We start from the raw sequence: 14,251 nt of genomic DNA on the forward strand, positions 1-14,251 counted from the left end.
GCGCATTGCGACCGGCCAGCACCGTCAGGATTAAGCCGTTTTACCGTCCAGCTCATCGAACACCTGCTGCGCCAGATGCAAGGTGGCATTGGCCGCCGGCAGGCCGCAGTAGAGCGCCGAGTGCATGATCAGCTCTTTCAGCTCATCGCGGGTGACGCCGTTATTAAACGCCGCCCGCAGATGCATTTTCAGCTCCGCCTCGCGGTTGAGAGCAATCAGCATCGCGATGGTGATCATGCTGCGGGTGTGATGGTCCAGACCGGGCCGGGTCCAGGTTTCGCCCCACGCGTAGCGGGTAATAAAATCCTGAAACTCTTCATTGAGCGGGGTCAGATTGTGCAGCGTGCGGTCAACGTGGGCATCGCCCAGCACTTTGCGACGCACCTTCATACCCTGCTCATAACGCGCCTTATCATCCATGCTGTTCCCCCTGGAAGAAGCCCAGCAGCGCGGCGCTAAATTCGGCCGGTGATTCGATACTGGAGAGGTGCGATGCCGCGATCGCTACCACCTGCGATGCCGGGATCTGTTGATGCAGGAAGTTGGCATCCGCCACAGTAGTGACAGGGTCACTTTCCCCGGCGATAATCAGCGTCGGCACGCTGATTTGCCCGACTTCTGCCCGCAGGTCAGCGCCCGCCAGGGCTTCACAACACTCGGCGTAGCCTTCGGCGTTGCTGTGGGTCAGTTGATGGCACAGTGCCTCCACCACTTCCGGCGCGCGCTGCCGGAAGCGATCGGTGAACCAACGGTCCGCCGCCCCCGCCGCCACCACGTCCATTCCTTCCTGACGCACGGCCCGGGCGCGGGAAAGCCAGCCGGCCTGATCGCCAATGCGCGCCGCGGTGTTGGCCACCGCGATACCGTAAAAACGTTCAGGCGCAAAACGGCCCAGCCACAGTCCGGTCAGGCCGCCCATGGAGATACCGCAGAACCAGGCTTTGGCGATATTAAGGTGGTCGAGCAGCGCGATGACATCTTCGCCGAGCTGCGCCAGCGTCACCTTGCCGGATTTGCTGGTTTTACCATGGCCGTGGGTATCATAACGCAGCACGCGGAACTGGCGAGTTAAGGCCGCGAGCTGCGGCTGCCACATCTCACGGGTCGTGCCCAGCGAGTTCGAAAGCACAATCACCGGCGCGCCTTCCGGCCCGTCCAGCTGATAATCAAGGTTCATGCCGTTGCTCCTTGTAACGCGCCAGCACCTGGCGCACAAAATAGTCGGCGCTGCCGGTGGCCGTGGCCGGATCCAGCAGCTGCGTTAAACGGGAAGTCGGGAGATGCTGGCTGACCTGCGGGTCGTTCTCCAGCAGCGTCAGCAACGGGCGGGACTCGTCGATTGCCCGCCGACACAGCGCCTCAATGCAGTGATGGGCATCGGCTTTGCCGATAAACGCCGCCAGCGCCAGGGTCACCGCTTCCGCCATAATCAACCCGTGAGTGATATCGAGGTCTTCCCGCATTTTCTGCGGGAAGACCTGCATGTCGCGTACCAGGATCTCACTCTGCGCCAGCGCGCCGCCGACCAGCATCAGCAGCTCCGGCAGAGTCTCCCATTCGGCTTGCCAGCCGCCGAGCGCGCGTTCATGCTGCTGGATCTGGCTGGCGTACAGCGTCGCCACCAGACCGGGCGTGCGCTGGGCGGCCGTTAAAATGGCGCTGCAGGCGATCGGGTTGCGCTTATGCGGCATGGTGGAGGAACCGCCGCGCCCTTCTGCTACCGGCTCGCCCACTTCCGCCACTTCAGTCTGCATCAGTAACGAGAAATCGTTGGCAAATTTGCCGAGAGTGCCGCACAGGCCGGCGAACCAGGCGCCGACTTCCAGCAGCCGGTCACGCTGGCTGTGCCACGGCGTGTCCGGGAGCGCCAGCTGGAGCAGGGTTGCCAGCTGTTCCGCCACCGGCGGACCGTCCGCTTTTAGCGAATCCAGCGTGCCCGCCGCGCCGCCAAACTGCAGCACCAGCACCCGCGGGCGCATCTCCCGCAGCCGCTGATGCCAGCGCAGTAATGCATCCAGGGTGCCCGCCAGCTTCAGGCCGAAGGTCACCGGCAGCGCGTGCTGCATCCAGGTCCGGCCCGGCATCACGGTGTGTTGATAGCGCTCTGCCTGCTGAGCGAAAGCGTCGATCAGCCGCTGAAGCAGTTGGTCGGTGTCGTCGAGCGCGCCGCGCAGCTGTAGCACCAGACCGCTGTCGATAGCATCCTGACTGGTGGCTCCCCAGTGAACATAGCGTGCGGCCTCGGCGTCGTGCGCTTTGACCCTGGCCGTCAGCTGTTTTACCAGCGGGATCGCCAGATTGCCGGCGTTGGCCGCCGCCAGCCCGATAGCGGGAAAATCGATCTGCGCCTGCTGGCAGGCGTTGACGATCGGGGCAACCGCCGCCGCCGGCACGATGCCGCAGGCGGCCTGCGCGCGGACCAGCGCCGCTTCAAAATCCAGCATCCCCTGCACCCGCTGCGCGTCGCTAAACCAGTCGGTCAGCGGACTGCCGCGCAACATTGGGGTCAACAAGCTCATTCGCGCTCCTTACACTCGTTCAATAATCAGCGCAATCCCCTGGCCGACGCCGATGCACATGGTGCACAGCGCATAGCGGCCACCGGTGCGACGCAGCTGGTAGGCCGCGGTCATGGCCAGACGCCCGCCAGATGCCCCTAAAGGATGGCCGAGGGCAATCGCGCCGCCGTTGGGATTGACGTGCGCCGCATCATCCGGCAGCCCCAAATCGCGGGTCACGGCCAGTGCCTGAGCGGCGAACGCTTCGTTCAGTTCAATCACGTCCATCTGCCCCAGCGTCAGCCCGGTCTGCGCCAGTACCTTACGCACAGCCGGAGCCGGGCCAAATCCCATAATCCGCGGCGCCACGCCTGCGGTTGCAATACCCACGACCCGCGCCAGCGGTTGCAGGTCGTTGACCGCGAGCGCCTGCTCGCTGGCCAGCAGCAAGGCACAGGCGCCATCATTGACGCCGGAGGCATTCCCGGCGGTCACCGAACCGTCCGGCCGCACCACGCCTTTAAGTTTCGCCAGCGCCTCAGCGGAGGTGCTGCGCGGATGCTCATCCCGGGTAAACAGCAGCGGTTCGCCTTTCCGCTGGGGGATGGAGACGGCAATCAGCTCGTCGTCGAAACGCCCGGCTTCCTGCGCCTGAGCGGTACGCATCTGGCTGCGCAGCGCAAAAGCATCCTGATCGGCACGCGAGATGCCAAAATCTGTCGCCACGTTTTCGGCGGTCTCCGGCATCGAATCCACGCCGTACAGCGCTTTCATCCGGGCGTTGATAAAACGCCAGCCGATGGTGGTGTCTTCAATCTGCATGTTCCGGCTGTAGGCGTTCTCGGCCTTACCCATCACAAAAGGCGCCCGCGACATGCTCTCTACGCCGCCGGCAATCATCAACTGAGTTTCGCCGCTTTTAATGGCGCGCGCTGCGACGCCGATCGCATCAAGGCTGGAGCCGCACAGACGGTTGATGGTGCTGCCTGGCACCGTTTGCGGAAAACCGGCCAGCAGCAGCGCCATGCGCGCGACGTTGCGGTTATCTTCCCCGGCCTGGTTTGCACAGCCGTAGATCACATCGTCAATGCGGGCAGGATCGAGCCCCGGGTGGCGTTCCAGCAGCGCTTTCAGCGGTAAGGCGCCTAAATCATCCGCGCGCACCGGCGCCAGGGTACCACCAAAACGACCGAACGGTGTACGCACCGCATCACAGATAAATGCCTGATTCATCATAGGTTCCTTACGCGCTTTCTGCCAGAAGTTCGAACGTCAGCGTCACCGGCGTGATGCGCTGCAGTTCCTCAAACGAGAGACCGTTAAAAATTTCCCGGACGACCGGTCCGTTTGGGGTGATGTCAATGACCGCCAGGTCGGTGTAAATCCGGCTGACGCAGGCTACGCCGGTGAGCGGATAGCTGCAGTGTTCAACCAGTTTGCATTCGCCGTCGCGGGTCAGGTGGTCCATCATCACAAAGACCTGACGCGCGCCGATAGCCAGATCCATCGCCCCGCCCACCGCCGGAATCGAGTCCGGGGCGCCGGTGCTCCAGTTGGCGAGATCGCCAGTGGCAGAGACCTGATATGCGCCGAGGACGCAGATATCGAGATGGCCGCCGCGCATCATGGCGAAGGAGTCGCCGTGGTGGAAGAAGCAGCCGCCTTTGAGCAGCGTCACGTACTCTTTGCCGGCGTTAATCAGCTCAGGATCTTCTTCGCCAGGTTCGGGACGAGCGCCCATCCCCAGCAGGCCATTTTCGCTGTGCAGGAACACTTCTTTATCGCTCGGCAGGTAGTTGGCGATGCGGGTGGGTAAACCGATGCCGAGGTTGACATAGGCCCCTTCCGGGATATCGCGAGCAACTCGCTGGGCCATTTCATCGCGGGTTAGTTTTTGCATGTCTGGCTCCTCAGGCGTAGTGCAACGTTCAGGTTTTCCAGCGAGAACACGCGCTGAACAAAAATCCCCGGGGTGATAACGTTTTCCGGGTCAAGGTCGCCAAGCCCCACCAGCGCGGAGACTTCCACAATGGTGGTTTTGGCGGCGGTGGCCATAATCGGCCCGAAGTTACGCGCCGCTTTGCGATACACCAGGTTGCCCCAGCGGTCCGCCTGATGGGCTTTGATCAGAGCAAAATCGGCCTTAATCGGATACTCCAGCACGTAGTGGCGGCCGTCGATTTCGCGGGTCTCTTTGCCTTCCGCCAGCGGCGTGCCGTAACCGGTCGGGGTGAAAATCGCCCCCAGCCCGGCGCCAGCGGCCTGAATCCGTGCGGCCAGATTGCCCTGCGGGACCAGCTCCAGCTCGACTTTGCCGCGGCGGTACAGGTCGTCAAAAATCTGTGAGTCCACCTGACGCGGGAAAGAGCACACCATCTTTCTCACCCGTCCGGCCTTCAGCAGCGCCGCGAGGCCAACTTCCCCGTTGCCCGCGTTGTTGTTAATAATGGTGAGGTCACGGGCGCCCTGTTCAATCAGGGCATCAATCAGATACGTTGGCTGACCGGCGGGGCCAAAGCCGCCGATCATGATGGTCGCGCCGTCGTGAATCCCGGCGATGGCATCGCTTAGCGTCGACACGCTTTTATCAATCATCAGGTCGCTCCTTTATGTGCGGTAATCGCACTTATATGCGTTGTTCGCACAAAATGTGACCCGCTTAACGATGTTGGTCAAGGGCGATAATCGAAATATGGTGCGATAATCGAACATCGTATATCTTTAGCGAAAGAATGTGATCGATGGCAAATATGGAGAAGAAAATGGAGAAGCATCCAGACGATGTTCTGACGGGCGATAGCGATCCGTTTAAGGGCGATCCGAACTTTATGGCCTCACTGGCTCGCGGGCTGGAAGTGATTCAGGCCTTTACCCCGCAGCGCCCGGTGTTGTCGATCTCGCAAATCAGTCAGAAGACCGGGATCCCGCGTGCGGCGGTGCGTCGCTGCCTGTACACCCTGGGTAAGCTGGGTTTTGTCTACGCGGAAGATGGTAAGAATTTCCAGCTGCGCCCGCGCATTCTGGCGCTCGGTCACGCGTGGCTGGCCTCTACGCCGCTGGCGCGCTCGGCGCAGCCGGTGCTCAAGCACCTGAGCGAGATGCTCAACGAGTCCTGCTCTATCGCCACCCTCGACGGCGACGATATTCTGTACATTGCCCGCGCCTCCAGCTCGCGGATCATGACCATCGACCTCGACATCGGCAGCCGCCTGCCGGCCTGGGCCACCTCGATGGGCCGGGTGCTGTTAAGCCACCAGCCGGAAGAGAAGCTGAACGATATGCTGGCGCGGGTAACGATGATTCGCTATACCCCGCAGACGGTGGATTCGGTGAATAAGCTGCGTGCCGAGCTCAAGCGCGTGCACCAGCAGGGTTATGCGCTCAACGATCAGGAGCTGGAGATGGGGCTACGGTCGCTGGCGGTGCCGCTGTTCAACCCGCAGGGTCAGGTTCAGGCGGCGCTCAACGTCGGGGTACATGCCGGGCAGGTGTCTACCCGGGAAATGGTGGAGCGGGTGCTGCCCGAGCTGCAAAAAGCGGCCCGCGAGCTGACGCTGTTGCTGCGCTAGCGGCTGCGTTTGGCGTGACGTTCCCAGGTTTCCTGCTTCGCCTCGGCGGATTTGCGCAACGCCACGTAGCACGCCCCGCTGCCGCCATGGTGCGCTGAGGCCACGCAGAACGCCTGGACTTCGGGCAGTTCGACCAGCCAGCGCGCCAGATAGCTGCGAATGATATTGGCGTGGGCGTTATCCTCCCGCCCTTTGCCGTGGACGATCAGCACGTTGCGCAACGCTTCTTTTTGCGCCTGCACGATAAAAGCAAACAGCATCTGCCGGCACTGCTCAACCGGCTGACGCAGCAGGTTCAGGCTGGCCTGCTGGCTATATTTCCCCAGCCGCAGCTTGTCCAGCACGCCGTTTTGCAGCCCTTCACGTTTAAATTCCAGCGGCGTCGCCAGCGGCACAATATCGAGATAACCGGTGGTGAGCATGTTATCCAACTGCAGGATATCCAGACGCTGCGCCGGGCGGCTATTGCGCTCGGGATGCCAGTGCACGTCATTCCCGCGCTTCAGCGGCTGGACATCTTCCATGGCGCCAAGAAATAGCGATTTGTCGTCAAGATTCATGAGCACTCCTCCGGCTACTACCGAGGGCTACTATAGCCGCCGCGCCCTGGCGGCTCAATGCGTTTGTCGACAACCGCTGGCAAAGTGAACCGTGGCGCTTCAGTCAGGAAACTGGTGACGACTCTGGCGACGAAACTGGGTGATCAGCGATGCGGTCAACGGCGTCTGGCGCATATCCCGCCGCTGGATCAGGTAATAGGTCGCTTTGGGCAACGTTTCGCGCACGTTAATCATCACCAGCTTGTCGGCAATCATCGGGTCGCTTCCCAGCTCCACCGGCAAAATGCTGAGAAAATCGCTCTGCACCACCAGGCTGATGCAGGAGGAGAAGGTTTCGCACACGATGCCGACGTGGGGGATCTGCGCCCGGTGGCTGAACAGATCCTGAAGCTGTTTAAAGTAGCTGCCGCGCGGCGTCGGCATGGTCCAGCTGTAGTCCAGCAGCGCATCGATGGAGGTGGCCTGCGCCGCGGGATGCCCGGTGCGGGCGAAAACCGCAAACGGCTTTTCAAAAAGCTTTTCAAAGCTAAATTCGTGGTCGTAGGGGCCGGGATAGTAGGTATTGATGGTGAAGTCGAGTTCGCCCTGACGCAGTTCGTTGATCATCGACAGCAACTGGCCTTCCATGATCCGCACCTTCACTAGCGGATGCTGCTGATGGAAACGGCAAATCACCGAGGGCATCAGCGAACGTGCGACGCTGGCGCCCAGGCCAATATTAATCTGCCCGGTCAGCGCCCCCTGGCGTTGCAGCAGATCCTCCTGCGCTGCCCGTAGCTCCTCGATAATCAGGCTGGCATGCTGATAGAAGCTTTCGCCATTCTCCGTCAGCGATACCCCCTGGCTGCGGCGCACGAACAGCTGAGCCGACAGCCCCTCTTCCAGCTCTTTGATCGCCTTGGTCAACGCCGGTTGCGACAGCGCCAGGGCGCGGCTGGCGCCGCGAATGCTGCCCTGGCGCGCGACCTCAACGAAGGCGCGAATTTGATGAAATTTAATCTGAAAAGACATCGTCGTGGTGATAACCGTTGTTTATCAAACAGAAGAAAATGGCATCTACTGTAATGCAAACTGTTGTGGCAACGTAAGAATGTGCTGACGAAAAACCCGCCAGTGATAAGTAAAAGCTATCACACCGTGAACAACATCACATTTTTAAATATGACAGGACCTGGTTATGCCGCTACTCAATGAATACATCCGCCAGTTGGTGCCGGAAATGACGCAATGGCGTCGCGATTTACACCACTATGCCGAGTCCGGCTGGCTCGAGTTTCGTACCGCCAGCAAGGTCGCTGAGATCTTACATCGGCTGGGCTATGACCTGGCGCTGGGCCGCGATGTCATCGATGCCGGGAGCCGCATGGGATTGCCGGATGAGGCGACCCTCGCCAGCGCCTTTTTACGCGCCCGTGAACAGGGTGCGCCGGAGCCGTGGCTGAGCGCCTTTGAAGGCGGCTTCACCGGAGTGGTCGCGACCCTGGATACCGGGCGTCCCGGGCCGACGCTGGCCTTTAGGGTCGATATGGACGCCCTCGACCTGAACGAACAGACCGATGACCATCACCGCCCGTACCGCGAGCACTTTGCCTCCTGCAACCAGGGGATGATGCACGCCTGCGGCCATGATGGCCACACCGCAATTGGCCTCGGTCTGGCCCACGTGCTGAAGCACTATGCCGACCGGCTAAACGGGGTGATTAAACTGATCTTCCAGCCTGCCGAAGAAGGTACCCGCGGGGCGCGGGCGATGGTCGCGGCAGGGGTGCTCGACAACGTCGATTACTTCACCGCGATTCATATCGGCACCGGCGTGCCGGTCGGTACGGTGGTGTGCGGTGGGGATAATTTCATGGCGACCACCAAATTCGACGTTGAGTTCACCGGCGTCGCCGCGCACGCGGGCGGCAAACCGGAAGACGGTCGTAACGCCCTGCTTGCCGCCGCCCAGGCGGCACTTGGTCTGCACGCTATCGCCCCACACAGCGCGGGGGCCTCAAGGGTCAACGTCGGGGTGATGCAGGCGGGTACCGGCCGCAATGTGGTCCCTTCCGGCGCCCTGCTCAAGGTCGAAACCCGCGGTGAAACCGAAGCTATCAACCAGTATGTCTTTGATCGGGCACAGGCGGTGATCGACGGTGCCGCGGCGATGTACGGTGCCAGCGTCAACGTCCGGTTGATGGGAGCCGCGACCTCCAGCGCGCCTTCACCGGCATGGGTCAACTATCTGCGCGAACAGGCCGCCCAGGTCCCGGGGGTTGAACAGGCCATCGACCGTATCGCCGCCCCGGCTGGTTCGGAAGATGCCACCCTGATGATGGCCCGGGTGCAGGAGCAGAACGGCCTGGCCTCGTACATGATTTTTGGCACCGAGCTCAGCGCCGGGCACCACAACGAGCGGTTCGATTTCGATGAGAGCGTTATGGCCATGGCCGTTGAAACCTTAGCGCTCACCTCCCTTAATTTTCCCTGGCAGCGAGGTGTGTAATGGAGAATATCTATCGCTTTGTCGATGAGACCATCGATGCACGCGCGGCTGAGTTTAGCGCCATCGCCGATGAGATCTGGGATCACCCGGAAACGCGCTTTGAAGAGTTCTGGTCCGCCGGACGGCTGGCGGCGGCGCTCGAAGCCGAAGGTTTTCAGCTTACCCTTGACGCCGGCGGGATCCCCAACGCCTTTATTGCCAGCGTCGGTCACGGCAAACCGGTTATCGCCCTGCTGGGGGAATATGATGCGCTGGCGGGACTGAGCCAGCAGGCGCACTGCGCGCATCAGACCAGCGACACGCCGGGTGAAAATGGCCACGGCTGTGGGCATAACCTGCTGGGCACCGCCGCCTTTGCTGCCGCGGTGGCCGGCAAAAACTGGCTACAACAGCATGGCGGCAGCGGCACCCTGCGTTTCTACGGCTGCCCTGGCGAAGAAGGTGGTTCCGGCAAAACCTTTATGGTTCGCGAGGGGCTGTTTGACGATGTCGATGCCGCCCTGACGTGGCACCCGGAAGCCTGGGCCGGCATGTTCAGCACCAGTACGCTGGCCAATATTCAGGCGGCCTGGCGCTTCAGCGGTACCGCTGCTCATGCCGCTAATTCGCCGCATCTTGGCCGCAGCGCCCTCGATGCCGTCACCCTGATGACCACCGGCACTAACTTCCTCAACGAGCACATCATTGAGAAAGCGCGCGTCCACTACGCCATCACCGACAGCGGCGGTATTTCGCCAAACGTGGTACAGGCGCAGGCGGAAGTGCTCTATTTGATTCGTGCGCCGGAGATGGCGGACGTGCAGCAGATCTACGCCCGTATCGAAAAAATCGCTCAGGGCGCCGCGCTGATGACCGAGACCACCGTCAGCTGCCGCTTCGAAAAAGCCTGCTCCGGCTATCTGCCGAATCGCACGCTGGAAGCGGCAATGTATGAGGCACTCTGCCACTTTGGCACCCCGTCGTGGAGCGAGGAGGATCGCGCCTTCGCCAGCGAGATCCGCGCGACCCTTAGCGAAAACGACCGCACCAACAGCCTGAACAATATCGCGATGACCGGCGGTGAAGCGGGAAAAACCTTTGCCCGCCGCCATCGCGATGCCCTGCTGGCAGACGACGTTGCCCCCTGGAGCGCGACCGACAACATCCTGGCAGGGTCAACCGACGTGGGCGATGTCAGCTGGAAAGCCCCGGTTGCCCAGTGCTTCAGCCCCTGTTTTGCTATCGGGACACCGCTGCACAGCTGGCAGCTGGTGAGCCAGGGACGAACCGCCATTGCCCATAAGGGCATGCTGCTGGCGGGAAAAGTGCTGGGGGCGACGGCCATTCGCCTGCTCGGCGACCCGGCGCTGCGACAAGCCAGTCAACAAGAACTGGCGCAGCAGCTGGCGGAGCGGCCCTATCACTGTCCGATCCCGCAAGACGTGACACCGTCACCTTTAAAATAATAAAACCATAACCAACACAACAACATAACAACATAACAACCAACACAACGACGACTGAGGAATGCCCATGAGTATGTCATCCATACCGTCGCCTTCCCCCACCGGGAAGCTCTATGGCTGGGTTGAGAAGGTAGGGAATAAGGTCCCGCACCCTTTTTTGCTGTTTATCTATTTGATCGTGGCGTTGGCGCTGGCTACCGCCGCACTTTCGGCCTTTGATGTCAGCGTGATTAACCCGACGGACGGGTCCACCGTCGCGGTGAAGAACCTGCTGAGCATTGACGGGCTGCACTGGTTTTTGCCTAACGTCATCAAGAACTTCAGCGGGTTTGCGCCGCTGGGAGCGATTCTCGCGCTGGTGCTCGGCGCCGGGCTTGCCGAACGGGTGGGCCTGCTGCCGGCGTTGATGGTCAAAATGGCCTCCCACGTCAGCGCGCGTTACGCCAGCTATATGGTGCTGTTTATCGCCTTTTTCAGCCATATTTCGTCTGACGCCGCCCTGGTGATTATGCCGCCGTTGGGGGCATTGATGTTCCTGGCCGTTGGCCGGCATCCGGTCGCCGGGCTGCTGGCGGCGATTGCCGGCGTCGGCTGCGGGTTTACTGCAAATTTGCTGATCGTCACCACCGACGTGCTGCTGTCCGGAATTAGCACCGAGGCGGCAAAAACCCTCGATGGCTCGCTGCACGTCAGCGTAATCGATAACTGGTACTTTATGGCCAGTTCGGTGATCGTGCTGACCCTGGTGGGTGGCCTGATCACCGATAAGCTTATTGAGCCGCGGTTGGGGAAATGGGAAGGCCGTAGCGAGGACGCCCTGCAGGCGCTGACGCCGGAGCAACGGTTTGGGCTACGGGTCGCCGGGATTGCGGCGCTGGTGTTTATCGCCCTGATTGCCATTATGGTGGTGCCGGAGAACGGCATTTTGCGCGATCCCGTCGCCCACACGGTCATGCCCTCACCGTTTATTAAAGGCATTGTGCCGCTGATCATCTTTTTCTTCTTTTTCGTCTCCCTGGCGTACGGTATCGCCACCGGGAAAATTCGTCGTCAGGCCGATTTACCGCCGTTAATGATCGAGCCGATGAAAGAGATGGCCGGGTTTATCGTGATGGTGTTCCCGCTGGCCCAGTTTGTTGCCATTTTCAACTGGAGCAATATGGGGAAATTTATGGCGGTGGGGCTGACTGACCTGCTGGAGCACGCCGGATTAAACGGCATTCCGGCTTTTGTGGGCCTGGCGCTGCTGTCGGCGTTTTTGTGCATGTTTATTGCCAGCGGTTCGGCAATTTGGTCCATTCTGGCGCCGATCTTCGTGCCGATGTTTATGCTGCTTGGTTTTCACCCGGCCTTTGCGCAGATCCTGTTTCGTATCGCCGATTCCTCGGTGCTGCCGCTGGCGCCGGTATCGCCGTTTGTTCCGCTGTTTCTCGGCTTCCTGCAACGCTATCGCGCGGATGCAAAACTCGGGACCTACTATTCGCTGGTGCTGCCCTACCCGCTGATATTCCTCGTGGTCTGGCTGCTGATGCTGGTGGCGTGGTACTGGCTGGGTTTACCGATTGGTCCGGGCATTTACCCGCGTCTGCACTAACGGAAAGAACGAGGTGGCCAGCGTCTGGCCACCATCAGTATCAAAAATGCTTCTTCTTAAACTGCATCCCTTTCAGCGTCTTATAAACAGACTCGACCATCATAGAGGCAGCGTTAATCAACAACGCACTGATAATTAAGATTACAATCCCAGTCAGAATGTATTGCATATCGTTACCTTTTAGGTTGGCAAAAAAATGCCAACACCGGGGTGTTGGCAAAATAATTGACTCAAGGAATGCCTGTATATTTATTGGCGGCGCCGGGTGCCTCCCGGTGAATTAGCCCGTTCTCACTAATTCGCGTGCGTATGACAAACTGCAGAGAAAAATGAACAGGACGCTCCTCCGCACAGGGGAATTCGCCGCGAAGCAAAAGTAACAAAAACCCTTTGCCTACGCGCGGCGTAATTAATACAAAAATAAACATCACTGGCGTGAATATATGGTGCCAGTAATCGGTTTTCGAAGACGACTCAAGATTGAAAAATAGCGCCATTTTCTCCCCCAGGTACCGCCCTTCATCACCGTGCTGGTGATTCTCTTTCAGGAGTATAGTTGCCGGTAAAGACGACGTGATATCTTGTTGTGATACTACCGCGATTATTTTGCGGCACAGACGATAGGGAGAAACGATGCTGGTACTGCTTCAGGACAAAATTGATACCCCGCTGGGGCCATTATGGATTATCTGTGACGAGCAGTTCCGCCTGCGCGCCGTTGAATGGGAAGAGCATAGTGAGCGTATGGAGCAGCTGCTGGATCTGCACTATCGCGGCGAAGGCTACCAACGTGTTTCAACCCGTGACCCTGGTGGCTTAAGCCGTAAGCTCGACGCCTACTTTGCCGGCGACCTCGATGTCATTGCCACCTTACCCACGGCCACGGCGGGCACACCGTTTCAGCGTGAAGTCTGGCAAACCCTGCGCACCATCCCCTGCGGACACGTCATGCATTATGGTCAGCTGGCTGAAACATTAGGCCGCCCTGGTGCTGCCCGCGCGGTGGGTGCCGCCAATGGCTCCAATCCGATCAGTATCGTCGTGCCCTGTCATCGGGTGATTGGCCGTAACGGCACCATGACCGGTTATGCCGGTGGCGTGCAGCGTAAAGAGTGGTTATTGCGCCATGAAGGGTATTTGCTGCTTTAGCGCTCTGTGCCTTTTATCGGAATCATCAGGCAACTTTACAATCAATTTCGGGTAAACATATTGCCTATTATCAATAAGATAAAAGTAATATTGCATTTACCCTTTTAATATTACGTGTTTCACCGGTTCGAGGCTTACCTGCTCACCAAAAAGATGTTAAAATTGACCAATATCAATTAAGGCTTGAGCAGACTTATGATCCCAGAAAAGAGAATTATTCGACGCATTCAGTCTGGCGGTTGCGCAATCCATTGTCAGGATTGCAGCATTAGCCAGCTTTGCATCCCTTTTACTCTGAACGAGCACGAGCTTGATCAGCTGGATAATATCATCGAGCGTAAAAAGCCTATCCAGAAAGGACAGACCCTGTTCAAAGCTGGTGATGAGCTGAAATCTCTGTATGCGATCCGTTCTGGTACCATCAAGAGCTACACGATCACCGAACAAGGTGACGAACAGATTACCGGTTTCCATCTGGCGGGCGATTTAGTCGGTTTTGATGCTATCGGCACCGCGCTGCACCCGAGCTTTGCGCAGGCGCTGGAAACCTCAATGGTCTGCGAAATTCCTTTCGAAACGCTGGACGATCTTTCCGGAAAAATGCCGAACCTGCGTCAGCAGATGATGCGTCTGATGAGCGGCGAGATTAAGGGCGATCAGGATATGATTCTGCTGCTTTCCAAAAAGAATGCGGAAGAGCGCCTGGCGGCCTTTATCTACAATCTGTCCCGTCGTTTCGCGCAGCGCGGCTTCTCACCTCGTGAGTTCCGTCTGACGATGACCCGCGGCGATATCGGTAACTACCTGGGTCTGACGGTAGAGACCATCAGCCGCCTGCTGGGCCGTTTCCAGAAAAGCGGTATGCTGGCAGTAAAAGGCAAATACATCACCATCGAGAACAGCGACCTGCTTGCGCAACTCGCCGGCCAGGCCCGCAACGTCGCCTGA

General features: G+C 59.6%; 15 protein-coding genes. 6 read left to right on the plus strand and 9 right to left on the minus strand.

Annotated elements, in window-relative coordinates; genetic code table 11:
• Positions 1 to 30: 30 nt before the first annotated feature.
• The 6 genes from pcaC to EDF82_RS05360 are packed head-to-tail and all read right to left on the minus strand — an operon-like array spanning position 31 to position 5,093.
• Positions 31 to 420 carry a 4-carboxymuconolactone decarboxylase gene (gene pcaC / locus EDF82_RS05335; RefSeq protein WP_123754534.1) on the minus strand — a complete coding sequence of 130 codons (390 nt, stop codon included), beginning with the start codon at positions 418 to 420 and terminating at the stop codon, positions 31 to 33.
• Entirely contained in the window at positions 413 to 1,177 is a 765-nt protein-coding gene (pcaD, locus tag EDF82_RS05340; RefSeq protein WP_123754535.1) for a 3-oxoadipate enol-lactonase, read from the minus strand. The genes pcaC and pcaD overlap by 8 nt, the downstream gene beginning before the upstream one ends.
• Positions 1,167 to 2,519: a 3-carboxy-cis,cis-muconate cycloisomerase gene (locus tag EDF82_RS05345; protein ID WP_123754536.1), complete on the minus strand. Its 1,353-nt coding sequence runs from the start codon at positions 2,517 to 2,519 to the stop codon at positions 1,167 to 1,169. The genes pcaD and EDF82_RS05345 overlap by 11 nt, the downstream gene beginning before the upstream one ends.
• A gap of 9 nt (positions 2,520 to 2,528) precedes the next feature.
• Positions 2,529 to 3,731, minus strand: coding sequence for a 3-oxoadipyl-CoA thiolase (pcaF, locus tag EDF82_RS05350; RefSeq protein WP_123754537.1), 1,203 nt, complete (start codon positions 3,729 to 3,731; stop codon positions 2,529 to 2,531).
• Positions 3,732 to 3,741: 10 nt separating this feature from the next.
• Entirely contained in the window at positions 3,742 to 4,398 is a 657-nt protein-coding gene (locus EDF82_RS05355) for a 3-oxoacid CoA-transferase subunit B (protein WP_123754538.1), read from the minus strand.
• Entirely contained in the window at positions 4,386 to 5,093 is a 708-nt protein-coding gene (locus EDF82_RS05360) for a 3-oxoacid CoA-transferase subunit A (RefSeq protein ID WP_123754539.1), read from the minus strand. Before EDF82_RS05360 ends, EDF82_RS05355 begins: the two co-directional genes overlap by 13 nt.
• A gap of 167 nt (positions 5,094 to 5,260) precedes the next feature.
• Between EDF82_RS05360 and EDF82_RS05365 the strand changes: the two genes are divergently transcribed.
• The gene (locus EDF82_RS05365) at positions 5,261 to 6,067 is read left to right on the plus strand and encodes an IclR family transcriptional regulator C-terminal domain-containing protein (protein ID WP_123754540.1); all 807 of its coding nucleotides are present in this window, start codon (positions 5,261 to 5,263) and stop codon (positions 6,065 to 6,067) included.
• On the opposite strand, the gene smrA is transcribed toward EDF82_RS05365, so the two are convergent.
• Positions 6,064 to 6,627: a DNA endonuclease SmrA gene (smrA, locus tag EDF82_RS05370; protein WP_123754541.1), complete on the minus strand. Its 564-nt coding sequence runs from the start codon at positions 6,625 to 6,627 to the stop codon at positions 6,064 to 6,066. The two genes, EDF82_RS05365 and smrA, sit on opposite strands and share 4 nt — an antisense overlap.
• Positions 6,628 to 6,726: 99 nt before the next feature.
• Positions 6,727 to 7,638: a LysR family transcriptional regulator gene (locus EDF82_RS05375; protein ID WP_123754542.1), complete on the minus strand. Its 912-nt coding sequence runs from the start codon at positions 7,636 to 7,638 to the stop codon at positions 6,727 to 6,729.
• Positions 7,639 to 7,804: 166 nt separating this feature from the next.
• Between EDF82_RS05375 and EDF82_RS05380 the strand changes: the two genes are divergently transcribed.
• From EDF82_RS05380 to abgT, 3 genes are all read left to right on the plus strand, one after another.
• A complete protein-coding gene (locus EDF82_RS05380) occupies positions 7,805 to 9,115 on the plus strand; it encodes a M20 family metallo-hydrolase (RefSeq protein WP_123754543.1) in 1,311 nt (436 codons plus the stop codon).
• Positions 9,115 to 10,560 carry a M20 family metallopeptidase gene (locus EDF82_RS05385; RefSeq protein ID WP_123754544.1) on the plus strand — a complete coding sequence of 482 codons (1,446 nt, stop codon included), beginning with the start codon at positions 9,115 to 9,117 and terminating at the stop codon, positions 10,558 to 10,560. The genes EDF82_RS05380 and EDF82_RS05385 overlap by 1 nt, the downstream gene beginning before the upstream one ends.
• Positions 10,561 to 10,627: 67 nt before the next feature.
• Entirely contained in the window at positions 10,628 to 12,154 is a 1,527-nt protein-coding gene (gene abgT, locus EDF82_RS05390) for a p-aminobenzoyl-glutamate transporter (RefSeq protein ID WP_123754545.1), read from the plus strand.
• 230 nt (positions 12,155 to 12,384) lie between these two features.
• Here abgT and EDF82_RS05395 read toward each other — a convergent pair whose 3' ends face one another.
• Positions 12,385 to 12,651 (minus strand): hypothetical protein, encoded by a 267-nt coding sequence (locus tag EDF82_RS05395; protein WP_123754546.1) that lies wholly within the window; start codon positions 12,649 to 12,651, stop codon positions 12,385 to 12,387.
• A 136-nt stretch (positions 12,652 to 12,787) separates the two neighbouring features.
• Between EDF82_RS05395 and ogt the strand changes: the two genes are divergently transcribed.
• A complete protein-coding gene (ogt, locus tag EDF82_RS05400) occupies positions 12,788 to 13,303 on the plus strand; it encodes a methylated-DNA--[protein]-cysteine S-methyltransferase (RefSeq protein ID WP_123754547.1) in 516 nt (171 codons plus the stop codon).
• A 195-nt stretch (positions 13,304 to 13,498) separates the two neighbouring features.
• Positions 13,499 to 14,251 (plus strand): fumarate/nitrate reduction transcriptional regulator Fnr, encoded by a 753-nt coding sequence (gene fnr, locus EDF82_RS05405; protein WP_004862555.1) that lies wholly within the window; start codon positions 13,499 to 13,501, stop codon positions 14,249 to 14,251.

Origin of the sequence: Klebsiella sp. BIGb0399, from assembly GCF_003752615.1 — a bacterium.
In the GTDB taxonomy this organism is placed as follows: domain Bacteria; phylum Pseudomonadota; class Gammaproteobacteria; order Enterobacterales; family Enterobacteriaceae; genus Klebsiella; species Klebsiella lignicola.